This window comes from Roseateles puraquae (genome assembly GCF_002205845.1).
Classification (GTDB): Bacteria; Pseudomonadota; Gammaproteobacteria; order Burkholderiales; family Burkholderiaceae_C; genus Pelomonas; species Pelomonas puraquae.
This window is the reverse complement of the sequence record NZ_NISI01000006.1, coordinates 426,120-447,412: the sequence shown is the minus strand read 5'-3', so window position 1 is coordinate 447,412 and position 21,293 is coordinate 426,120. Positions and strand designations below refer to the sequence as shown.

17 protein-coding genes are annotated in these 21,293 nt (G+C 72.2%); 9 read left to right on the top strand and 8 right to left on the bottom strand.

What is annotated here, in order from left to right:
• Positions 1-44: 44 nt before the first annotated feature.
• Complete coding sequence (locus CDO81_RS17010; protein WP_088484410.1) at positions 45-1,157, bottom strand: 6-pyruvoyl trahydropterin synthase family protein; 1,113 nt, start codon at positions 1,155-1,157, stop codon at positions 45-47.
• Positions 1,158-1,240: 83 nt separating this feature from the next.
• Here CDO81_RS17010 and CDO81_RS17005 point away from each other — a divergent pair, with 83 nt between their 5' ends.
• Positions 1,241-2,611, top strand: coding sequence for an MFS transporter (locus CDO81_RS17005; RefSeq protein WP_088484409.1), 1,371 nt, complete (start codon positions 1,241-1,243; stop codon positions 2,609-2,611).
• Here the strand turns inward: CDO81_RS17005 and CDO81_RS17000 are convergent.
• Positions 2,595-3,167 (bottom strand): GAF domain-containing protein, encoded by a 573-nt coding sequence (locus CDO81_RS17000; protein ID WP_158218326.1) that lies wholly within the window; start codon positions 3,165-3,167, stop codon positions 2,595-2,597. The genes CDO81_RS17005 and CDO81_RS17000 overlap by 17 nt on opposite strands.
• Before the next feature lie 235 nt (positions 3,168-3,402).
• On the opposite strand from CDO81_RS17000, the gene CDO81_RS16995 reads away from it, so the two are divergent.
• On the top strand, positions 3,403-4,470 hold the full coding sequence (locus CDO81_RS16995; RefSeq protein WP_088484407.1) for a hypothetical protein: 1,068 nt from the start codon (positions 3,403-3,405) through the stop codon (positions 4,468-4,470).
• 23 nt (positions 4,471-4,493) lie between these two features.
• Here the strand turns inward: CDO81_RS16995 and CDO81_RS16990 are convergent, their stop codons facing one another.
• The 3 genes from CDO81_RS16990 to CDO81_RS16980 form a co-directional block, all read right to left on the bottom strand.
• Positions 4,494-5,210, bottom strand: a complete 717-nt coding sequence (locus CDO81_RS16990; RefSeq protein WP_158218325.1) for a response regulator — start codon at positions 5,208-5,210, stop codon at positions 4,494-4,496.
• A gap of 133 nt (positions 5,211-5,343) precedes the next feature.
• Positions 5,344-6,531, bottom strand: coding sequence for a sensor histidine kinase (locus tag CDO81_RS16985; RefSeq protein WP_088484405.1), 1,188 nt, complete (start codon positions 6,529-6,531; stop codon positions 5,344-5,346).
• A complete protein-coding gene (locus CDO81_RS16980; protein ID WP_088484404.1) occupies positions 6,521-7,819 on the bottom strand; it encodes a sigma-54-dependent transcriptional regulator in 1,299 nt (432 codons plus the stop codon). The genes CDO81_RS16985 and CDO81_RS16980 overlap by 11 nt, the downstream gene beginning before the upstream one ends.
• A gap of 153 nt (positions 7,820-7,972) precedes the next feature.
• Between CDO81_RS16980 and CDO81_RS16975 the strand changes: the two genes are divergently transcribed.
• The 6 genes from CDO81_RS16975 to CDO81_RS16950 all read left to right on the top strand — a co-directional run bounded on the left by CDO81_RS16975 (position 7,973) and on the right by CDO81_RS16950 (position 17,599).
• Positions 7,973-10,447 carry an ABC transporter permease gene (locus CDO81_RS16975; protein WP_158218324.1) on the top strand — a complete coding sequence of 825 codons (2,475 nt, stop codon included), beginning with the start codon at positions 7,973-7,975 and terminating at the stop codon, positions 10,445-10,447.
• Positions 10,440-11,705, top strand: a complete 1,266-nt coding sequence (locus tag CDO81_RS16970; protein ID WP_088484402.1) for an efflux RND transporter periplasmic adaptor subunit — start codon at positions 10,440-10,442, stop codon at positions 11,703-11,705. Before CDO81_RS16975 ends, CDO81_RS16970 begins: the two co-directional genes overlap by 8 nt.
• Positions 11,706-11,708: 3 nt before the next feature.
• The gene (locus tag CDO81_RS16965) at positions 11,709-12,392 is read left to right on the top strand and encodes an ABC transporter ATP-binding protein (RefSeq protein ID WP_088484401.1); all 684 of its coding nucleotides are present in this window, start codon (positions 11,709-11,711) and stop codon (positions 12,390-12,392) included.
• Between the two features lie 151 nt (positions 12,393-12,543).
• Entirely contained in the window at positions 12,544-15,636 is a 3,093-nt protein-coding gene (locus CDO81_RS16960; RefSeq protein WP_158218323.1) for a ligand-binding sensor domain-containing diguanylate cyclase, read from the top strand.
• A gap of 64 nt (positions 15,637-15,700) precedes the next feature.
• Complete coding sequence (locus tag CDO81_RS16955; protein ID WP_088484399.1) at positions 15,701-17,020, top strand: M20/M25/M40 family metallo-hydrolase; 1,320 nt, start codon at positions 15,701-15,703, stop codon at positions 17,018-17,020.
• Between the two features lie 12 nt (positions 17,021-17,032).
• Positions 17,033-17,599: a YdeI/OmpD-associated family protein gene (locus tag CDO81_RS16950; protein ID WP_088484398.1), complete on the top strand. Its 567-nt coding sequence runs from the start codon at positions 17,033-17,035 to the stop codon at positions 17,597-17,599.
• A 3-nt stretch (positions 17,600-17,602) separates the two neighbouring features.
• Here CDO81_RS16950 and CDO81_RS16945 read toward each other — a convergent pair whose 3' ends face one another.
• The 3 genes from CDO81_RS16945 to ssb form a co-directional block, all read right to left on the bottom strand.
• Positions 17,603-18,925: a type II toxin-antitoxin system HipA family toxin gene (locus tag CDO81_RS16945; protein WP_088484397.1), complete on the bottom strand. Its 1,323-nt coding sequence runs from the start codon at positions 18,923-18,925 to the stop codon at positions 17,603-17,605.
• Positions 18,925-19,293 carry a helix-turn-helix domain-containing protein gene (locus CDO81_RS16940; protein ID WP_088484396.1) on the bottom strand — a complete coding sequence of 123 codons (369 nt, stop codon included), beginning with the start codon at positions 19,291-19,293 and terminating at the stop codon, positions 18,925-18,927. Before CDO81_RS16940 ends, CDO81_RS16945 begins: the two co-directional genes overlap by 1 nt.
• Positions 19,294-19,518: 225 nt before the next feature.
• Positions 19,519-20,043 carry a single-stranded DNA-binding protein gene (gene ssb / locus CDO81_RS16935; RefSeq protein WP_088484395.1) on the bottom strand — a complete coding sequence of 175 codons (525 nt, stop codon included), beginning with the start codon at positions 20,041-20,043 and terminating at the stop codon, positions 19,519-19,521.
• A 145-nt stretch (positions 20,044-20,188) separates the two neighbouring features.
• On the opposite strand from ssb, the gene CDO81_RS16930 reads away from it, so the two are divergent.
• Positions 20,189-21,292 carry a sensor histidine kinase gene (locus tag CDO81_RS16930; protein WP_088484394.1) on the top strand — a complete coding sequence of 368 codons (1,104 nt, stop codon included), beginning with the start codon at positions 20,189-20,191 and terminating at the stop codon, positions 21,290-21,292.
• Position 21,293 lies beyond the last annotated feature (1 nt).

The window sequence follows — 21,293 nt, the reverse complement described above, 5'->3', positions numbered from 1 at the left end:
CCTGTCGGCCGTCTGGTGAGCCGGGGGCGGGTTCACTTGGCGTGTCATACCGGAATCAGCTCCTCGGAATCGGCGCGGCTCACGATGGCGCCGCAGCCGCGGGTTTCGTACAGGTCCACGCGGTCGATCTGCGGCAGCACCGCGCCGCCCTCGCGCAGCACCCAGGCCGCGACGCTGGCGGCATCGCCATCGGGCAGGTCGGCGATCTCGTAGAGCGGGTGGTGGTCCAACCGCTTGAAGATCGGGTTGAACAGCTGCTTCACATCGCCGAAGTCCACGGTCCAGCCCATGACCTGGTCGAGCGGCGCCGCCAGGTGAAGGCGCAGCGTGAAGGTGTGGCCGTGGATGCCGGCCAGCGCATGCCCGGCCGGCGCCTGCTGCATGCGAACGGCGCTGTCCAGCGTCATCTCCTTCCAGATGCGATAGCTTTGGCCGTTGAAGTTGGCGCCGCTGGAGCCGGTTTCATAGACCGTCACCCAGCTCAGCTCGGGCAGCACCGGCTTCAGGCGCTGCCACAGCCAGGCGGAGATGTTCTCGCTGGTGGGGTTGGCCAGGCCCGGGATGTCGTTCAGGCAGCGGTAGTTCAGCTCGAAATGCAGCGGCGCCCAGACCTCGTCGAGATGGTCGTAGTCGATGGCGAGATCACGCTCGCCCAGATCGGCATTGGCATGCAGGATGACCTCGAAGCCATGACCATGCATGCGACCGCACTGGTGGCCGGCGGGCACGTTGGGCAGCTGGTGCGCCGCCTGGAAGCGGTAGCGCCGCCACACATGGGCCTGGCCGGCGCCGTCCAGGTCCACACCGCTGTGCGTGGTGCTCTGCACACCCACCTGCACGATGCCCGGCACATCGGCCGCCAGATGCCGGCGCACCCAGCGGGCGAGGTTTTCATCGGTGGGCTCGCTGAGGTGGTCGTTCAGCAGGGCATGGTCCAGCGGCGCGACGGTGCGGCCCATGCGCTCGCGCAGCGCTGCCACCTCGCCCCCTGCGAAACTGCCGACGGACGCCGCCCAGCCGCTCGGCAACGCCGAGCGCACCGTGGCGAAGTAGCTGTGCCCATGCAGCCCATGGCTGCGGTGGTGGGCGGGCAGGGCAGGGATGCGGCAGGCCGATTCGAAGCCGGCTGACGCGCAATGCAGGATGCTCAGGGACATGCCGCAATTGTCGCGCGCCCGCCTGCACTTGCCCGCGTGACGGGCTTGACTTGAAGCCGGCTTGAACTTCTACGCTACGTTCCATGCCCATCGCCAACGCTGCCGAACCCGCCTCCTCGCCCGCCAACGACGCCCTCTTCGCACCCGGCCGACGCGCCGCCTGCCTGGGTGCGGTGGCCCTGATCTCGATGCTGGCCTTCGAGGCCATTGCAGTCGCTACCGCGATGCCGGCCGTCGCAGCCGCGCTGGACGGCTTGTCGCTGTATGCCCTGGCCTTCGGCGCCACGCTGGCCACCGCCGTGCTCGGCATGACCGCGGCCGGGCAGCTCTGCGACAAGCGGGGGCCCTACCAGGCCTCGTTGGCCGGCCTGCTGGCCTTTCTGGCCGGATTGCTGCTGGCGGGGTTCGCGCCGTCGATGGGATGGCTCGTCCTGGGCCGGGCGCTTCAGGGCCTGGGCGGCGGGGTGCTGAGCGTGGCGCTTTATGTGGGGGTGGCCAAGGTCGTGCCGGCTCCTCTGCACCCGCGCCTCTTCGCCCTCTTCGCCGGGGCCTGGGTGCTGCCGGGGCTGCTCGGCCCGGCACTGGCCTCGGGCCTGGTGACCTGGCTCGGCTGGCGGTCGGTGTTCCTGGCCGTGGCTGCAGCGGTGCCCGTGGCGGCGGCGCTGATGCTGCCGGCGCTGCGCCGCGCGGGCGACGGCACCGGTGAGGCGCTGCGCTGGGGCGCGATGCGGTGGGCGCTGCTGGCCAGCATGGGTGCGCTCGCCCTGCATGCGGCCAGCCAGCAGCCCGGCCTGCGGGCCGCGGGCCTGTTCGCCGCGGGGCTGGTGATGGTGGCGGTGGCCGCGCGACGCCTGCTGCCCGCGGGCACGCTGGCGGCGGCCCGTGGCCTGCCGTCGGTGGTGCTGCTGCGCGGCCTCATCGCCGCGGCGTTTGCCAGTGCCGAGGCCTTCTTGCCGCTGCTGCTGACCGGCCATTTCCAATGGTCCCTGGCCCATGCCGGCATCGCGCTAAGTGCTGGCGCCGTCACCTGGAGCCTCGGCAGCGCGGTGCAGGCCCGCGTGCAGGCTGAAACCACCCGGCGGCGGCTGTTGCCCAGTGGCTTCGCGCTGGCTGCGGCCGGCCTGGCGGGCGTGATGCTGCCACTGTGGTTGCCGGCCCTGCCCTCGTGGACGGCGCTGTGCGGCTGGATCGGCGTGGGCCTGGGCATCGGGCTGTCCTTTCCGATGCTGTCGGTGCTGCTGCTCAAGCTCTCGCCGCCCTACGAGCAGGGCGCCAACACCTCGGCCCTTCAGCTCAGCGATGCCCTGACCAGCAGCGCCGCGCTCGGCCTGGCCGGGCTGCTGTTCGACCCCACCACCCGTCAGGTGCTGCCGGTGCTGTTGATGTCCTTCAGCCTGGCGCTGGCGGCGGCCGTGATCAGCCCGCGCGCCTGGGGCGTCAGCCCTGGCCGGTGATCTCCGGGAAGGGCGCCGGCTCGGTCGGGGCGAAGCCGGCATGGGCCGCCACCTCCACCTTGCGGGCCACCAGCCGCGCACACTGGCGCAGGCAGGCCAGGTCGCTGAGCTGAAGTTCAGGCTTGGCCGCCGTGCTGAAACAGCACACGGTGCCATAGACCCGCCCGTCCGGCAGCACCACCGGCGTGCTCAGGTGAGCCCCGATCGGCAGGCCCGTGTCGGGCAGCTCGCCGCGCGCCACGAGATCGGCCGCGTTGGTCACCAGCTCCGGCATGCGGCCGGTGACGACCTGATGGCAATAGCTGCTCTCCAGCGGTGCCGAGTCACCCTCGTGCAGACCCAGCACCTCGCCGCCCCGCATGAAGCGGAACACGCGCTCACCCTCGACGAATTCCGACACGAACACCACGTCCATGCGCAACTGCCGCCGCAGCAGCTGCAGCACCTCGCTGATGGCCCGGTCCAGGTCCGGGTCATGCCCGTCGGCGGTGGCCACGAGCAGCTCCGAAATCTTCACCTCCAGCGATTGCGGGTCCAGCGGTTCCAGGTGCGCCATGCGGTCAAGCTCCACGTGATCTGTCGGATAGCGATCATCGGCGCGGCGGCCCCGGCCGGTCCAGTAACCGAGGGTGACGCGGGTGCATGCTTGCGCCGGCTTGCATGCTGGCCAGAGCCATGTCAGGCCGCGGGGAGCCACGGCTGGGCGCGAAGGACCATGGCTCCACTGGGCGATGCGCCAACAGGGTCGCAGGAGGACCATGACGGCCTTGCTCCCACCGGTCTGTGTTGTCATGTCCCACCGCCCCGCCCTCTTCTTGCGTCACGGCCTCACGGTCGTCGGCGCCCTCGTCGCCTGCAGCCTGCTCACCGACCTGACCCAGGCCCAGACGGACAAGCCGCAGCAACGCCGCCTGGTGCTCGACATCGAGCTCAAGCGCCAGGGGCCGGTGCAGCATGGCATCGAGCGCGGCGAGCAGAGCCTCAGCCAGCGCTGGCAGTTCAGCGCCCTGATGGAGAGCAACGGCTCGCCTGTGCCCTACAACCCGCTGGACCCGGACGACGCCCGCCGCCAGCTTGCCGACGCCCAGCGCCAGACCGCTGCTGCTCGCGGCGCGACGCCAGCCGCCATGCCGGACGTGGCGGCCATGCAGGCCCAAGCCCAAGCCTTGCAGGCCCGCTGTGGGCAGGACAGCGCCTGCCTGATGCGTGAAGCCTCAGCCCTCGCCACGGCCGGCATGGCAGGCGGCGCAGGCAGCAACCGGCGCCCGATCGATCCGGCCACGCAGGCCCGCCTCAAGTCCTACGGCGAGGCTGCCGCCGCGTGCGAGCGCCAGCCTGCGGGCCGGGCACGCGAGGCCTGCCAGGCGGATGCCCGCCGCCGCGCCGGGGGTGGTGACGACGGCCCGGCAGACCCTTCGCTGCCCACGCCCTATCTCGTCTTCAACGGCATGCCGGTCTGCGATCTGCAGCTGGCCGGCCGCATCGACGAGCGGGTGAAGGGCAGCTACAACGACACCTACGCCGTCGTGCAGACCCGCGAGACCGCCGTCGGCCAGGACAGCCGGCGCGACGACCAATGGTGCCCGTCGCTGATGGCCGTGCTGGACACCCGCAATGGCCGCGTCTGGGCGTCGCTGAACCTGGTGCCGCGCGCCGTGATGGGCCTGACGACCCGCGAGGAAAGCAACCGCCCAGGCCAGCGCCGCGAGGGCCTCATCGAGCTGCGTTGGTGGGAAGCCAGCGACTGGGTCGCCGGGCGCCTGCTGCGCTTGAGCGCCTCAGGGCAGGACCAGGCCGTGCTGCCGGCGGGCACCGGTCAGGCCGAGATCCGCATGAGCTGGCGCTTCAAGCCGGCTTGAGAGGGCCGGCTCGGCCTTGACCGTCAGGCGACCGGCCCAGCGCGCAGGTCGCTGGCACGCCGGCCGCGGCGCGATGCCGAGCGCCGCAGGTGCGCCAGCGACTCCACGCGCTTGAGCAGTTCGCGGTCGTTCCACGGCTTCTTGAAGATGCCGTAGACGCCTTCGATCTGGCCCACGCGGCCGTGCAGTTCATCGTGGCCGGTGATGGCGATCACGGGCAGGTCTTCGGTGACCAGGCTGCCGTGCACATCGGCGATCAACTCGAAACCGTCCTTGTTGGGCATTTCCAGGTCGGTGATCAGCACGGCGATCTCGGGCTTTTCTTCGAGCTGGGCCAGGGCTTCGTTGCCGTCGTTCACGTGGACGACGGTAAAGCCCGCGCCTTCGAGCAGGCGCTTGAGCTTGGTGCGCACCACGGCCGAGTCATCGGCCACCAGCACGGTCGGCGGGCCCTCCGGCACCACAGGTGCGGCGGCGGGCGGCTGCATCGGGGTCGGCGCGGTGACAAAGGCGCTGGCCATGGACGGGCCCGTGCTGCCGGAGCCCGGCAGCGGGGGCAGCACCACCGGCGCGGTGGCGCGTGGCGTGGCACCCGGCGGCCGCGGCGGCGGCGTGTACTCGCGTGTCGGCCGGTAGTCGTCACGCTTGAAGGCCGCGATGAGCACGATGATGGCCAGCGGTATTGCGATCAACACCGGCATCAGGTACGCGCCCAGCAATTCCTGCAAATCGTGAAACATCTCCATCCCCAACGTGTAACAACGGGCAGCCTAACACCCCCTGCTTCTTGGGACTATGGAGAAAAGCCGGCATCCCGTCACGCGGTGCGGTGTCGTTGCACCTGCTTACCCCGTCACGAGGCTGTCTGTGGCGTCAGAACGTCAGCACGAAGCAGGCGCCGCCCCCCGGCCGGCGGGCATGACGCACGGTGCCGCCGAGCCCGTGCACCAGCTGTCGCACCACCGCCAGGCCCACGCCGCTGCCGCCTTCGCGGGTGCTGAAGAAGGGCGTGAAGATCTGCGTCTCCAGCCCCGGCGGCACGCCCGGCCCGTTGTCGGCCACGGTCAGCCGCAGCCGCCCGCCGCGGCTCAGGCGGGCCTCCAGGCTGAGCTGGGGCGCGGGCTGGCCGGCGCAGGCCTGCAGCGCGTTCTGGGCGAGGTTGATGAGCACCTGCTCCAGCTGCGCCGCATCGGTGCGCAGTGCCAGCGACGGCGGCTCCACGCGCAGGTCGACCCCGCCGCCGGCCTGCGCCCATGCGGGGGTCAGCAGGTCCTGCACGCCTTGCAGCAGAGGCAGCAACGGGGTGTCCGCCAGCTGTGGGGGCGGCGGCTGGCTGACGCTGCGGTAGCGGGCCACGAACGCCTGCAAGTGCGACGCCCGCCGGGCCAGCGCCGCAAGGGCGGCCTGCAATTCCTCGTGCTCACCAGCCTCCAGCAAGGCGGGCGCGCTGGCCGCCAGCGAAGCGATAGGCGTCAGCGAATTCATGATCTCGTGCGTCAGCACTTGCACCAGCTGGCGCCACGCGGTGAGCGCCTCGGTGGCCAGCTCCGACTCGATCGGCGCCACGGCCGCCAGTCGCCAGGCTTCGCCCTGCACCGTCAGGGCTGACACGGCCAGCACCGCCCGCTCCTCGCCGTGCTCCGTGGGCAGGCTCACCACCTGCCGGCCCGGGGCCGCTTGGTTCAGCAAGGCCTGCAAGGCCTCGGGCTCGGCCGCGCGGCCTGGCGCGCCGAGGCGGCGGGCGGCGGCGTTCAGGGCCAGCGGCGGGCGGCCCGGGCTCAGGCGCCACAGCGCCAGCGGTGCGTGCTCCAGCGCGATGTCGAGCTCGGGGGGCGGCCGGGGCAGGGGTTCGGGGGGCAGCGGGGCCGTCGTGCGGGCGGCGAGCCGGGCCAGCCGAGCCAGCGCCGCCCAGCCGAAGGCAGCGGCCAGGCCTGCCGCCATCGCCCAGGCCACCAGCAGCCGCGGGGCGTCCAGCGAGGCGCCGAGGCCGACACCGGCCACCGCCAGGGCCAGGGCGGCTGTTGCGGCCTGCAGCCGGTCGCGCCCCGGGTCAGAGGCCATGCTTGTCGAGCTTGCGGTAGAGCGCCGCGCGGCTCACGCCCAGCAGCTTGGCGGCCTGGCTGATGTTGCCGCCCACCTGGGCGAGCGCGGCCTGCACCGCTTCGCGTTCCCGCTGGGCCAGGTCCAGGCCGGTGTCGGGCGGTGTATCAGCGGCGGTCGGGTGGTCTGGCCGGCCGAAGTCAGCCCAGCTCAGCACGGGGCCGCGCGCGAGCAGTGCTGCGCGCTCGCAGGCCTGGCGCAACTCGCGCACATTGCCCGGCCAGGGGTAGGCCACCAGCCGGGCCAGCGCCTCGACACCCAGGTCCAGCGGGCGTTTGGCGAAGTGCGCCAGGTAATGCCGCAGCAGCAGCGCGATGTCGGCCGCGCCACGCTCGCGCAGCGGTGGCACCCGCAGCACCACGGTGTTGAGCCGGTAGAGCAGGTCGGGCCGGAAGCGCTGCGCATCGAACAGCGCCGCCTCCGCCACGTTGGTGGCGGCCAGCACGCGCACATCCACCGGCACCGGCCGGTCGCTGCCCAGGGGCGTCACCTCGCGGCGCTCCAGCGCCGCCAGCAGCTTGGCCTGCTGGGCCAGGGGCAGGTTGCCGATCTCGTCCAGGAACAGCGTGCCACCGGCTGCCGCGACGAAGCGCCCGGGTCGGGATTCGCGCGCATCGGTGAAGCTGCCGCGCCGGTGGCCGAACAGCTCGCTCTCCACCAGGGTCTCCGGCAGGCTGCCCATGTCCACGGCCAGCAGCGGGCCGGCGGCGCGCGGCGAGGCGCGGTGGAGTGCGCGCGCCACCAGCTCCTTGCCCACGCCGTTCTCACCCAGGATCAGCACGCTGGCCTCGCTCGCGCCCACCTGGGCGATCTGCGCGCGAAGCGACTGCATCGTGGCCGACTCGCCCAGCAGCCCATCGGCATCGCCCGGCACGGGCGCCTGCCGCGCCAGCGCGGCCTCCACGCTGGCCAGCAGCCGTTCATTCGCCCAGGGCTTGGTGATGAAGTCCACCGCGCCGGCCTTCAGGGCCTGCACCGCCAGCTCGACCTCGGCATAGGCCGTCATCACGATGACGGCGGGCGGCTGCGGCCGCGCCATCACGTCGCGCAGCAGGGCGAGGCCCGCGGCGCCGTCACTCGCGCCCGGCGTGAAGTTCATGTCCAGCAGCAACACCTGGGGCGACAGCGTGTCGAGGGCGGCGGGCAGTTCGGCCGGCGCATGCCGTACCGCCACCGGGCCCAGGCGGCGCAGGGCCAGCCGCGCGGCCAGGGCCACGTCGGGGTCGTCGTCGAGGATCAGCAGGGTCATGGGCGGGCGCGACTCTAAGCGCCGCCTGCTGGCCGCGGCAAGCGGGTGTCCGGAAGCGGACAGTGCAGGTGTCCGATCGCGAACGCTTGGGCCGCCGGCCACGACCCTTTTCCTGGGCACACGCCCTGGCCCATGTCTTGCAGAACGACCGCCATGATCGCGCTCCCCACCTCCATCACCTGGCGCAGTGCCTGGCGCCAGTTGCGTGCCGAACCCGGCCCGGCCGCCCTCGTCATCGCCGGCCTGGCGCTGGGTCTGGCGCTCACGTTGCTGACGGCCAGCGTGCTGCAGGACACCTTGTGGCCCGACGGCGATCTGCCCGAGCAGGACCGCCTGGTCACCTTCGAGTGGCGGGTGCGCGGCCCGGGCGGCATCACCACGGCCTGGTTTGATCGCGTGCCTGCCGTGCCCCTGCATGCCGCGCTGCGCGACAGCGGCGCGCCTGTGGAGGCGATGAGCCGCGTGCTCTACACCCAACTGCCGGCCCACGCCGGCGAGGCGCCGGGCGTTCAGCGCAGCATGCGCCTGCAGATTGCGCTGGCGGATGCTGACGTGCAGGCCCTGTTCGGCCTGCAGCCGCTGGCCGGGGACCTGCGCGAGGCGCTCTCCACGCCCGAGGGGGTCGCGCTGACGGCGCAATCGGCCGAGCAGCTGTTCGGCACACAGCAGGCGCTGGGCCGCTCGTTCAAGATCTCCCTGCCCCCCATGCCTGACGGCTCGCCGGGCGGCCAGTTCCCGCTGACCGTCAAGGCCGTGCTGCCCACGCCCAACCAGAACGGCACCTTGGTCTTCGATGCGCTGGCGGGCTTCCATGCGCCCGCAGCCAAGGCCTACCTGAAGCTGTCGGACACCTGGTACCAAGGGGGAGGCCGCCTCTTCGCCCGCCTGATGCCGGGCGCCACCGCCGAGCAGCTGGGCGTGCTGGGTCAGCGCCTGCTGGACCAGCAGCCGCTGCCCCCCGGCTTGCCGGCCGACTTCCTGCGCGGCGGCGGCAAGGCCGCCTATCTGCGCGCCATGCCGGTGAAAGACCTCGGCCTGCATGGCGCGGGCAGCCCGCAGCGCCGCTTGCAGCTGGGCAGCCTGGCCGCTGCCGCGGCCGGCGTGCTGGCGCTGGCCGTCATCAACTTCATCAACCTGTGGAGCGTGCGTACCTTGCGCCGTCAGCGCGAGATCGGCCTGCGCAAGTCGCTGGGCGCCGGCGCGGGGCAGCTGGCGTGGCAGTTCTTTGCCGAGGCCCTGCTCGTGGCGGGTCTGGCCGGCGCTTTCGGCCTGCTGCTGGCCTGGTGGGCCACGCCCGCCGCCGAGGTGCTCATGCAGCGCCAGTTCCATGCGCCGGTGCTCAGCCCGGCCGGGGTGCTGCTGACCGGCCTGCTGTGCACCGCCATCGCGGCGCTCAGTGCATTGCCGCTGACGAGCATCGCGCTGCGCGTGCGGCCGGCCGAATCGCTGGCGGGGCGCAGTCACAGCGAAGGTGCAGCGAGCCGCTGGCTGCGCCGCGTGATGACGACGCTGCAGTTCGGGGCCGCCGCGCTGTTTGCGTCGCTGGCGCTGACGGTGCTGTGGCAGGCGCGTCATGCGGGCGAGATGCCGCGCGGCTTCGACCTGGAGGACCGCGTGGCCATCGACCTGCCCTGGTGGACGCAGCCGGCGCAGGTGACGTCGCTGCTGGCGCGGGTGCGCAGCTGGCCCGAGGTCATCGCGGCCGGCGCTGCGGATGATGTGCCGGGGCGTGATGCCGCCAGCTGGTATGCCGAGTTCCGCGGCCCTGGCGGCACCCCCGTCAACCTGCGCACGGGCGTGGACTTCACGCCCGGCTATCTGCAGGCCTACGGCATGCGTGTCGTCGCCGGGCAGCTGTCGGCCGACCATGTGGCCGAGGCTGCCTTGCCCGCCATCGTGCTGGACCGCAGTGCCGTGCGCGTGCTGGGCTTTGCCAGCCCCGAGGCGGCCCTCGGCCAGGTGCTGGGGGTGGCGCCCAACTTCCGCGACGGCAAGCCGGTCACCGTCGTGGCCGTCATCGACGACATCCGGCTCGAAGGCCCGCGCAGCCCGCCGCAGCCGCACGCCATCACGCCGCTGGCCGAGCGGGAGTCCGGCGCCCTCGGCGTCCACAGCCGCGACCCGCAGGCCACGCGGCGCCAGCTGACGGCCCTCGTCAAGACGACCTTCCCAGACGTGACCCTGGAGGCCCTGCCCCTGCGCGACATGCTGCTGCAAACGGTGGCCGACGACACGCGCCTGGGGCGGATCATCGGTGTTGCCGGCCTGATGGCGCTGGGCCTGGCGGCCGTCGGCATCTACGCACTGGCCGCCTACACGCTGCGCCGGCGCGAGCGGGAGATCGTGCTGCGCAAGCTGCATGGGGCCGGGCCCGGGGCCGTGGCCGGCCTGCTGGCGCGCGAGTTTGCCGGCGTGCTGGGCGTCGCCTGCCTGGGTGCGCTGCCCCTGGCTGCCTGGCTGAGCCAGCGCTACCTGGCCGACTTCGTCGAACGTGCGCCCGTGGGGCCGTTGTCGCTGTGGGTGCTGCTGGCGACGGTGGCCTTGCTCGGCGTGGTCACCCTGCTCGCCGTGGCGCGCCACTTGCGTGCAGCGCTGGCGCTGCGGCCCTTGAAGGCCCTGCATGACTGACACCGCGGCGCTCTCCGGCGCCGGCATGGACCGCCGCGTGCCCGCGCCGCGGCGGGGCTGGCGGCTGCTGCTGGGTGTTGCTGCGCTGCTGATGGGCCTGGGGGTGCTGGCCCGGGCCTGGCCGCGGGGCGTACCGGTCGCGCGGGCGGACATCGAGATCGCAACCCTGCGCCACGGCCCCTTCCGCGACGTCGTGGTGGGCCGCGCGACCGTGCAGCCGCTGCAATCGGTGCTGCTGGACGCCAGCGAGGACGGCCGCGTGGAGCAGGTGCTGGTGAAGGACGGCGAGCGCGTCGAGGCCGGGCAGCTGCTTGTGGTGCTGACGAGCAGCCAGCGCGCGCAGGAGCTGATGGCGCGTTCCAGCGAAGCCGCGCAGCAGCTGGCCAATCTCGCCACCTTCCGCGGCGGCTTGGCCCAGGCGCAGGCCGTGTTGCGACGGGAGGTGACGCAGGCCGGCTTCGAGGTCGAGCGCAGCCGCCGTGCGCATGAGCGCAACCGCACGCTCGCGGCCACGGGCTTCTTGTCGCCTGCCGCACTGGAGGAGTCGGCCGACCGTCTGGTCCTGGCCGAGCGGCTGCTGGCCCAGTTGCAGGCGGATGGCCGCGAGGAGCTGCGCACCCGCGAGCAATCGGTCGACGCCATGCAGCGGGCCGTGGCCGACCTGGACCGGCGGCTGGCCTCGATGCGTGCGGCCAGCGACGGTTTGTCGGTGCGCGCCCCGGTCGCCGGGCGGCTCACCGGCATGGCGCTGCAGGTGGGCGAGAGCGTGCGTACCGGCAGCCGGCTGGCCCGCATCGACAGCCTGGGCCGCTTCAAGCTGCTGATGAGCCTGGACGAGTTCCACCTGGCCCGGGTGCGCGAAGGCCTGCGCGCCGAACTGCCCCTCGAAGGCCGGCGCCATGCGCTGCACGTGAGCCGCATCGATCCCCAGGTCAAGGACGGCCGGTTCGCGCTGGAGCTCGTGTTCGAGGCCGAACCCCCGCCGCTGCAGGTGGGCCAGGGCCTGGACCTGCGGCTGACGCTCGGCGACGCCACACCGGCGCTGCTGCTGCCCGACGCCGGCTTCTTCGCAGATACCGGCGGCGCCTGGGTCTTCGTGCTGGACCCCGACGGCCAGCGGGCACACCGCCGCCCCGTGCAGCTCGGCCGGCGCGCCGATGGGGTCATCGAGGTGCTTGGCGGCTTGCAGCCGGGCGATCAGGTCATCGTCTCTCCCTACCGCGCCTTTGCCGGCGCCACCACCCTTCAACTCCGCTGAGCCATGTTCACACTCCGCCACCTGACCAAGACCTACCGCACCGGCGACATCGAGACCACGGCGCTGGACCGCATCGACCTCGACATCGAGGCCGGCGAGTACCTGGCCATCACCGGGCCCTCAGGCTGCGGCAAGTCGACGCTGCTGGGCATCCTGGGCCTGCTGGATGCGCCGTCGGCCGGGGAGTATTGGTTCGACGGCCAGAACGTGGCGGGCTGGGGCGAGCGGCAGCTCAACACGCTGCGCCGCGGCCGCATCGGCTTCGTGTTCCAGAGCTTCAACCTGATCGACGACCTGAGCGTGGCCGAGAACATCGGGCTGGCGCTGGAATACGGCGAGCTGGGCGGCCGCGCGCGGCGCGAGCGGGTGGCCGAGGTGATGGCGCGCCTTGGCCTGGCGCACCGCGCCGCACACCGTCCCAGCCAGCTCAGCGGCGGCCAGCAGCAGCGGGTCGCGATTGCCCGCGCCATCGCCGCGCGACCGGCCCTGCTGCTGGCCGACGAGCCCACCGGCAACCTGGACAGCGCCCATGGCGCCGAGGTCATGCGGCTGCTGCGCGAACTCAACGCCGAGGGCACCACGCTGGTCATGGTGACCCACTCGCTGGAACACGCGGCGCAGGCCTCGCGCACCCTGCGCCTGCATGACGGCCGCGTGGTCGTGGACGCGCTGGCCGCCGGGGGCTGAACGACGCCGATGAACGACGCCGATGAGGGACGCGGCTTCGGCGGCTGTTCTTGTGGCGTTCGGGCGTTGATCGTGCGTTGTTCGCGCAAGCCTTCGCGCGCCTAACGCCCACCCGGGCAAGTCGTCAACCGTCACCTTTAGGATGCGCGGCATGCGCTTCCTGATCCTGGGCTTGTTGTGCCTGCCATGGCTGTTCGGCGCGGGCGCGGCCCGTGCGACGGCGGGCCTCGGCCCGATGGAAGTGCAGTTCCGCAGCGTGACGGTGCCGCAGAACTCCGTGCCGGCCATCGCGCAGGACAAGGCCGGCTTCCTGTGGATTGCCACCAACAAGGGTGTCACCCGCTACGACGGCTACCGGCTGCGCCCGATCGAGCTGCCCGGCGATACCGCGGCCCGCCGCAGCCTGGGCTGGGTGCGGGCGATGGCGCCGGGGGCCGATGGGCGCCTGTGGATCGGCACCGAGTTTCAGGGCCTGGTGGCCTACGACCCGGCGCATGACCGGGTCGAGCAGCACGGCAGCGCCCAGGGCAGCCGCGGGCCGCACCCCGGCATCCGTGCGCTGGCCGAGGGGCCGGATGGCGCGGTCTGGGTGGGCACGCTGGGCAGCGGCCTGTACCGCTACGACCCGGCAAGCCGCCAGTACCAGCCGCAGGCACTGCGCTGGCACGACCAGGACGAGACCCGCGTGCTGGCCCTGCGCGTCGGGCGTGACGGTACCGTCTGGGCCGGGCACTGGCGTGGGCTGGCACGGCGCACCCAGGCCGGCTGGCAGGACGTGCCGCTGCCCGGCGTGCCTGACGGCGTGCCGGTGCAGGCCCTGGCGGAAGACCGCACGGGGCGGCTGTGGCTGGGCACGCAGGACGGCCGGCTGGGCGTGATCGAGCAGGCCGAGGTGCGCTGGGTGCAGTCGTTGCACATGCCCATCAACGCGGTCGCCGAGGCGCCCGATGGCCGCCTGTGGGTGGGTGCGAAGGTGGGCCTGTTCTGGGTCAATCCGGCCAGCGGCGAGATCGAGGCCACCTTGCGCCGCGACCCGCGCCGGGCGATGGGCCTGGCCGGCAACGACATCAGCGGCGTGCTGCGCGACCAGAGCGGCGCGATGTGGGTGAGCGGCTATGGCCTGGGCGTGCAGCGCCACCTCAGCCACCCGGCGCTCGCCGTGCGCGGGCCGGACGCCGACCCCGCCAGCCCGCTGGCCGAACCCGATGTGCGGGCGGTGCTGGCCCTGAAGAACGGCGAGGTGCTGGCCCCCACGCAGACCGGCCAGGTCGTGCGCCTGGACGGCCGGCCGGGCCGAGACCTGGCCACGCTCGGCGTGTGGCCGCGCGAGCGCCGCACCGTGGTCGAGATCCTGGCCGAGGCCCAGGACGGCAGCCTGTGGATGGCGGCGGCTGGCCGGCTGGAGCATCGCTCGCCCCAAGGCCGGCTGTTGCGGGACTGGCCACTGGACGGCGGCCGTGCCCAGCAGTTGCTGCTGCGGTCGGACGGCAGCGTCTGGGTCGGCATGCAGGAGGGCCTGTACCGGCTGGCCAGCAGCACCGCACCCGCCCTCGTGCGCGTCGGTGCCGACGGCGGCGCGGCCCTGCATGGCGGCATCTACGTGCTCAAGACCGCACCCGACGGCCGGCTCTGGGTGGGCGGCCAGCCCGGCCTGCTGCGCGAGCAGGCGCCGGGCAGTGGCCTGCTCGCACCGGTGCCGCAGGCCCCCGACGAAGCCCTGGCCAGCCCCATCGTGATGGGCTTGCTATGGGGGCGTGATGGCCGGCTGTGGGTGGACACGCCGGTCAGCGGCCTGCACCGCCTCAAGGGCTGGGACGGCGCCGGCCGCGCCCGTTTCGAGCGCATCAGCGAGCGCCTGGGCGCCGAGGGTGTGTTCGGCGGGAACCTGCATGAAGACAGCCAGGGGCGCATCTGGAGCCAGCTCTACGTCTACGACCCTGCCGCCGACCGGCTGGACAGCTTCGGCAGCGCCGAGGGTGCGAGCTTTGGCAGCTTCTGGTTCTTCGCGAGCACCGAGCTGCCCGGCGGCGCGCTGCTGTTCGGCGGCAGCCGCGGCTTGCTGCGTGTGCAGCCGGACGCCTGGCGGGCCTTGCCGTCCGATCCGCCGCTGGTGGTCAGTGCGCTGCGCGTGAACGGCCAACCGCACGATCAGCCCCACGCCTGGCGTGACGGCATTCACCTGGCGCCCGGCAAGCGCACGCTGTCGGTCGAGTTTGCGGCGCTGGACTATGCCGACCCGAGCCGGCTGCGCTACGAATACCGGCTGGAGGGCCTGGACAGCCAGTGGACCCGGGTGGACGCCAGCGGCCGCAACCCGAGCTTCGGCCCTCTGCACCCGGGCCACTACGTGCTTCAGGTCCGTGCCACGGCCCACCACAGCCTGTGGGGTACGGAGCAGTTGGACCTGCCCATCGAGCTGCAACCGGCCTGGTGGGAAACCGATGCGGCGCGGGTGGGCGCGGGCCTGGTCGTGATGGCGGGCCTGTGGGGCTGGATGCGCTGGCGCACCCGCTCGCTGCGCCGCCGCGAGGCCGAACTGCAGGCGCTCGTCGACGAGCGGACCGCCGAGTTGCGCGAGCTCAGCCTGACCGACGCCCTCACCGGGCTGCGCAACCGCCGCTACCTGGAGCTGCGGCTGGACGACGACCTGCGGCTGTGCCTGCGGCGCTTCGAGGGTGCCAGCGAAAGCGAGCTAGAGCCTCGGTTTGGCCCCGCCGCCGACCTGGTGCTGATGCTGCTCGACCTGGACCACTTCAAGCGCGTCAACGACCTGCACGGCCATGCCGCGGGGGATGCCGTGCTGGTGCAGCTCGCCCAGCGGCTGCGCCAGGTGTTCCGCGAGACCGACTCCCTGGTGCGTTGGGGAGGCGAGGAGGTGCTGGTCCTGGTGCGCGAGACCGATCGGCAGGACGCGGCCGACCTCGCCGCCCGGGTGTGCGCGGCGGTGCGAGACAAGCCCTTCGACATCGGCCCGGGCGAAACCGTGCAGGTGACGGTGTCCATCGGCTTCTGCGCGTTCCCGCTGGACCCGCGCCATCCGCGCCTGTGGGACTGGCGTGCCTGCCTGGGCCTGGCGGACTCGGCGCTGTACGTGGCCAAGGCCCAGGGGCGGGACGGCTTCGTCGGCGCGGTGCGCGCCAGCGGCCTGTCGCCTCGCGAGGCCCCGACCGATCCGGCGGCGTGGTCGGCCGAGAAACGCCTGCAGATCGCCAGCAGTCGGCCGCTGCCGAGCTCGGGCGGCTGACGCGCCGCTGTCCCCGGGGTCCGGCCCGATGGGCGCGGCCGTGAGAGCGCTGGACACTGACGCCATGAAAACCCATTCCCGCCTGCGCCGCGGCCTGGCCGCGCTGTTCATCCTCGGGGCGGCGACCGCCTCGGGCACCGCCGCCGCCCAGAGCCTGAGCCCGGAGGAGGCGCGCCTGGTCGCGCTCGTGCGCCAGCACACGCCGGCCGCCCTGCAGTTGCTGGAGCGCAGCGTGCTGATCAACAGCGGCACCCTGAACCCGCCTGGGGTGCGCGAGGTGGGCAGCCTGTTCGCGCGCGAGTTCGACGCCCTGGGCTTCAAGACCCGCTGGGTCGACATGCCGGCCGAGATGCGGCGCGCGGGCCACCTGGTGGCGGAGCGCACCGGCGACCAGGGCAAGCGCGTGCTGCTCATCGGCCACCTGGACACCGTGTTCGAGAAGGACAGCCCCGTGCCGCCCTGGCAGAGCGACGGCCGGCGCGTGCGCGGTCAGGGCGTGTCCGACATGAAGGGTGGCGACGTCATCGTGCTGCTGGCGCTGCGCGCGCTGAACGACATCGGTGCGCTGCAGGGCCGCACGGTGCGGGCGGTGTTCACCGGCGACGAGGAGCGCGTGGGCAGCCCGAGCGAGGTGGCGCGGGCCGCGCTCATCGACGCCGCACGGCAGAGCGACGTGGCCCTCGCCTTCGAAGGCGCCACCAAGGACGACCAGGGCCGCGACGCCGCCACCATCGGCCGCCGAGCCTCGGGCGGCTGGCACCTGAGCGTCACCGCCCGCACCGGCCATTCGGCCGGCGTGTTCGGCCGCGACGGTTTCGGTGCGGTGTATGAGGCGGCGCGGGTGGTCAATGCCTTTCGCGAGCAGTTGATCGAGCCCGACCTCACCTTCAATGCCGCCACCCTCGTGGCCGGCACCAGCGCCCAGTGGGACGACGCCGAAAGCCAGGGCAAGGCGTTCGGCAAGAGCAACGTGATCCCGCGCGATGCACAGGTGCGGGGCGACCTGCGCTACCTGACCGCCGAGCAGGGTGCCCGGGCGCGTGAGCGCATGCAGGCCATCGTCGAGCAGTCGCTGCCGGGCACGCGCTCGCGCATCAGCTTCCATGAGGCCTATCCGCCCATGGCCCCGACGCCGGGCAACCTCAAGGTGCTGGAGGCTTATTCGCGCGCCAGCGCCGACGCCGGCCTCGGCCCGGTGGTGGCGTTTCCGCCCGGCCAGCGCGGTGCGGGCGACGTGCAGTTCGTGGCGCCCCTCATCGACAGCCTCGATGGCCTGGGTGCTGCGGGCGGCGGCGCCCACACGCCGGATGAATGGCTGGAGATCGCCTCCATCGAGCGCGGCGCCATCCGCGCCGCGTTGCTGATCTACCGCCTCACCCGCTGAGCCCGCCCCGCCATGGCCACCGCGCCGCACTTCTTCGACAGCCCCGAGGCGCTGCGTGACTGGTTCACACAGCACGCGGCGTCGTCAACGGAGCTGATCGTCGGCTTCGTGAAGCGCGCCACCGGCCGCGCCGGCCTCACCTGGCCGCAGTCGGTCGACGAAGCGCTGTGCGTGGGCTGGATCGACGGCATCCGGCATCGCCTGGACGACGAGCACTACAAGATCCGCTTCACGCCCCGCAAGCCCGGCTCGCACTGGAGCGCGGTCAACATCAAGCGCGTGCCTGAACTTCAGGCTGAAGGCCGCATGACCCCCGCAGGCCTGGCCGCCTTCGAGGCCCGCACCGAAGCCCGCTCACGCCGCGCCTCCTACGAGCAGGAGACCGTCGCGCTGCCGCCGGAAGACCTGCGCACCTTCAAGGCCCACCGCGCCGCCTGGCGCTTCTTCAGCGCCACACCGCCGGGCTACCAGCGCAAGGTGATCTGGCTCGTCATCAGCGCCAAGCGCGCTGACACCCGCGCCCGGCGCCTGGCGCAGTTGATCGAGGCTTGCGGGCGGGGTGAGCGGCTGTGGGGCTAGGAGTCAGCGCGGATCCGACTTGAAGAATGGACGGACCCGCCTGGGCTTGGCCGCAGCGGCTGGGTAGGCAGACGCGTCGAAGCGGTCTCGCTGCAGACGCAATTCGCCCGCATCGATTCGCTCAGCCAAACTGGCGATGTCACGCTCGGTGACGCCAACCGCTGCGAAGTGCTCGCGCCAGCCGTTGACCACCTGGATGACAGAAGCGACCTCTTGGGCCGCTTCGGTGGCGAGCAAGCCGAAGGCGTCGCACTGCGACATCGCGTTCGTGAGCGTCGAGGCCTGCCCCTCGGCGCCGCAGATGAACTCCTGGAAGCCCTGGCCGGAGTTCGTCGGCAGCACGTCATAGGCCGGCGCCAGCTTCAGGCGGCCGTTGTCGCGAGGGCTCACCACCAGGAGGGCATGGTTCTTCTCGTGGTCGTCGGTGTTGTCGATGAGGATGTTGAACACCATGCGCCGGAAAAGCTCGCGCGCGTCTCGCAAGTGGGCGTCGTTTGTCGAGACGCCCGTGCGGCGAAGGATGCGCGCGAGGGCCGGGTAACCCATCTCCGGCTCGGCACCGCTTGCCGTCGCCGCACGAATCGCCGTGCCGGCGGAGATGCTGTGCGTTCTGGCGCCGGGGGTGCGGTCGAAGCGGCGCACCGCCAGGGCGTTGCCCTCCTGGAGCCTCACGACCTGGGTCTCCGCGGTGTTGATGCCCGCCTTTCGGGCCAAGGTCATTGACGCGTGCTCAATCAGCGGCGTGTCGACGGGTTCGTTGTTGAAGAACTTGATGACCCATTCCTGGCCCTCGATCTCGATGAGGGCCTTGGGTTTGGCACCACCCAGCGGGCTGCCGCCGCCGGCAATGATCCGGGCCTCGAGCGCGGACAGTGGTTCGGCCGCCTCGATCTTGGCCACGACCTCGCTGAGCACCTGGGCATCGGCCAGACGCGGCAACGGGCCGCCGGGACGCGGGCTGTAGGCCGTCTCGGAGGTGGACACCCCCAGAGCGCCGAAGCGCTCATCACCGGCGTAGTACAGGTACTCCATCAGCGAGGCGCGCTTCGGCTTGTCCACGAAGCGGATGACTTTCTCGCCCCAGCGATCCGGGCGCGCGTCATCGACCGCGCCGACGGCCCGCGCGTCCCCCGCCAGGCGGCCGGGAGGCATGTGTTCGGTGTCGATGAGCGGCAGGTCCTCGCTGAGCGGGAATCCCGTCTCGAGCCATTCCTGGCCGTAGCGCAAGGAAACGCCCTTCCCGGCGGCGACCAGCTGCAAGACACCGACGTATCGCGGCGCGGCTGGATCAGCGAGGTACCAGAGGTAGAGCGTGTCGTAGCGCATCAGGCGGCCTTGCCCTGCTTGCGCAGGCGAGCATCAGCCGATGCCTGGGCGCGGGCCTTGCCCAGATCGATCGCGGCCCTGATGTCCATCTCGATCGCGCCCCGGTCGAATTCTGGCGCTGCCAGATTCGCCAGTTCGCCGTCGCGTTGGAGCAGCCAGAGCGCCGACGCGACGATGCCCAGGCTGACGGTCGGGTCGCCCGACTCCAGGCGCAGCAGCGTCGGCACGGTCACGCCCATGCGCTTGGCCCAGGTCTTCAGCGACTCCTTCCGACGCAGCCGGGCCACGGCCAGATCCGCACCAAGCTTGTCGAGCGCGGCGATCGTGGAGGGCGGTAGCTGCTGGATGGCGCGGGCAGGCTTGGGCATACAAATAAAATATAGCTAAATAGCTATTGGCGGGCAAATCTATTTGTACATCTGCCGAGGTTGTCCAACGACTCGGCCGTGGCCGTCTGAGAGGCCAGCACGGGGCCGAGCATCCCTTGGCGTCGTTCAGGGTCGGCGACGACGTGCATCGACCCGCAAGAAAGCAAAAGGCCCGCAGCTGTCGGGCTGCGGGCCTGAGGTGGGCAACGCCTCGGGAGGCGTTTCTCAGAACGGAATGTCGTCGTCCATGTCGTCGAACCCGGTCGACGCCTTGGGCGCCGGCGCCGGGGCGCGCTGGGGCGCCGGGCGGGGGGCGGCCGGGCGGGCCGCGGCGCGGGGGGCGCCGCCGCCCATGTCGTCGCCGCCACGGCTGTAGCCACCGCCACCGCCCATGTCGTCGCCACCGCCGCCGCCTTCACGGCCGCCGAGCAGTTGCATCTGGTCGGCAATGATCTCGGTGGTGTAGGTGTCGCGGCCTTCCTTGTCCTGCCACTTGCGGGTCTTCAGGCGGCCTTCCACGTAGACGGGGCGGCCCTTCTTCAGGTATTCGCCGGCGATCTCGGCCAGGCGATCGTTGAAGACGACGCGGTGCCATTCGGTCTCTTCCTGGCGTTCGCCGGTCTCGCGGTTCTTCCAGTTGCGGGTCGTGGCCAGGCTGATGGTGCACCAGGCACCGCCATTGGGGTTGTAGCGGACCTCGGGGTCGCGGCCGAGGTTGCCGATGAGGATGACTTTGTTGACGCTGGCCATGGCTCGTCCGAATTCGGTGGGGAAGGGGGCGAATTATGCCGGGCGACCCAGGCGCCATGCCTGCCGTCCCGCATCCCGCACCCCGGGGCCCGCACTTCGTCTCCGGCCGGCCCGGCCGCGCGGCCCGCCTCCCTAAGATGAGCCCATGGACAGCCTGGACCCCCGCCTACCCCACCGCCGGTCGAACCGCCGGCTGTGGCTGGCCTATGCCGGCTGTTGTGCGCTGGCCTGGTGCTTGTACGTGTTGGCCGGCAGCGAGTTCGACCGCGGGCTGGACCCGTTCTGGCTGGCCGTCTACCAGGCCACGACCACGCTGTGGGCGCCGATGCTGCTGGGCGTGGCGGTGTGGCCCGTGGCCCGCCGGCTGCATGCGGCCGACAACGGCACCGCCGCCACCGCGCTGGCGCACGGCATGGCCGCCTTCAGCTTCAGTGCGCTCTGGCAGGCCGGCGAGTTCGCGGTCAATGCGGTGCTGTTCGGCACCGACCACGCCGGCGCCGTGCTGGTGGCCGGGCTGCTGTGGCGTTCGGTGTGGGGCCTGGTGGTCTACGCGGCCATCGCCACCGCCTTCACCGCCGTGCTGCAGGCGCGCGCCGCACGGGCGGCTGCGGTGCATGCCGCGCAGGCCGAGAGCGCCCTGGCCAAGGCGGAGTTGTCGGCCATCAGCGGCAAGCTGAACCCGCATTTTCTGTTCAACACGCTGAATTCGCTGATCGCGCTGACGCGCAAGGACGCGGCCCAGGCCGAGGCGGCCTTGCTGAAGTTCTCGTCCATGCTGCGCTATGTGCTGGACACCAAGCGTGGCGCCGAGGACCGCGTGATGCTGTCCGACGAGATCGATTTCCTGCGCGACTATCTGGCCCTCGAAGCCCTGCGCCTGGGCCCGCGCCTGCGGGTGGACTGGGACCTGGAGGAGCGCGTGCTGGCCGACGAGCTGCCGCCGCTGACCCTGCAGCCGCTGGTGGAGAACGCCATCCTGCATGCCGTGGCCGGGCGCAAGGGCGGCGGCACGGTGACCATCTCCGCGCGCCGCAACGGCCTGAACCACGGCCTGGACCTGGCCGTGGCCGACGACGGCCCCGGCTGCGACCCCGCCGCGCTCGAGCCCCAACCGGGCCAGCGCCGCGGGGTGGGTCTCGCGGCCCTCAAGAAGCGCTTTGCGCTGGACTACGACGGCCAGGCGCGGCTGCGCATCCACACGGCTCCGGGCGCGGGTTTCCGCGTCGACCTCTTCATTCCTCAGGTATGAG

Excerpts from the sequence above, each read along its gene's own strand:
- CDO81_RS17010 (WP_088484410.1), bottom strand. The coding sequence starts at position 1,157 with ATGTCCCTGAGCATCCTGCATTGCGCGTCAGCCGGCTTCGAATCGGCC.
- CDO81_RS17005 (WP_088484409.1), top strand. The coding sequence starts at position 1,241 with ATGCCCATCGCCAACGCTGCCGAACCCGCCTCCTCGCCCGCCAACGAC.
- CDO81_RS17000 (WP_158218326.1), bottom strand. The coding sequence starts at position 3,167 with ATGGCGCACCTGGAACCGCTGGACCCGCAATCGCTGGAGGTGAAGATT.
- CDO81_RS16995 (WP_088484407.1), top strand. The coding sequence starts at position 3,403 with ATGTCCCACCGCCCCGCCCTCTTCTTGCGTCACGGCCTCACGGTCGTC.
- CDO81_RS16990 (WP_158218325.1), bottom strand. The coding sequence starts at position 5,210 with ATGTTTCACGATTTGCAGGAATTGCTGGGCGCGTACCTGATGCCGGTG.
- CDO81_RS16985 (WP_088484405.1), bottom strand. The coding sequence starts at position 6,531 with ATGGCCTCTGACCCGGGGCGCGACCGGCTGCAGGCCGCAACAGCCGCC.
- CDO81_RS16980 (WP_088484404.1), bottom strand. The coding sequence starts at position 7,819 with ATGACCCTGCTGATCCTCGACGACGACCCCGACGTGGCCCTGGCCGCG.
- CDO81_RS16975 (WP_158218324.1), top strand. The coding sequence starts at position 7,973 with ATGATCGCGCTCCCCACCTCCATCACCTGGCGCAGTGCCTGGCGCCAG.
- CDO81_RS16970 (WP_088484402.1), top strand. The coding sequence starts at position 10,440 with ATGACTGACACCGCGGCGCTCTCCGGCGCCGGCATGGACCGCCGCGTG.
- CDO81_RS16965 (WP_088484401.1), top strand. The coding sequence starts at position 11,709 with ATGTTCACACTCCGCCACCTGACCAAGACCTACCGCACCGGCGACATC.
- CDO81_RS16960 (WP_158218323.1), top strand. The coding sequence starts at position 12,544 with ATGCGCTTCCTGATCCTGGGCTTGTTGTGCCTGCCATGGCTGTTCGGC.
- CDO81_RS16955 (WP_088484399.1), top strand. The coding sequence starts at position 15,701 with ATGAAAACCCATTCCCGCCTGCGCCGCGGCCTGGCCGCGCTGTTCATC.
- CDO81_RS16950 (WP_088484398.1), top strand. The coding sequence starts at position 17,033 with ATGGCCACCGCGCCGCACTTCTTCGACAGCCCCGAGGCGCTGCGTGAC.
- CDO81_RS16945 (WP_088484397.1), bottom strand. The coding sequence starts at position 18,925 with ATGCGCTACGACACGCTCTACCTCTGGTACCTCGCTGATCCAGCCGCG.
- CDO81_RS16940 (WP_088484396.1), bottom strand. The coding sequence starts at position 19,293 with ATGCCCAAGCCTGCCCGCGCCATCCAGCAGCTACCGCCCTCCACGATC.
- ssb (WP_088484395.1), bottom strand. The coding sequence starts at position 20,043 with ATGGCCAGCGTCAACAAAGTCATCCTCATCGGCAACCTCGGCCGCGAC.
- CDO81_RS16930 (WP_088484394.1), top strand. The coding sequence starts at position 20,189 with ATGGACAGCCTGGACCCCCGCCTACCCCACCGCCGGTCGAACCGCCGG.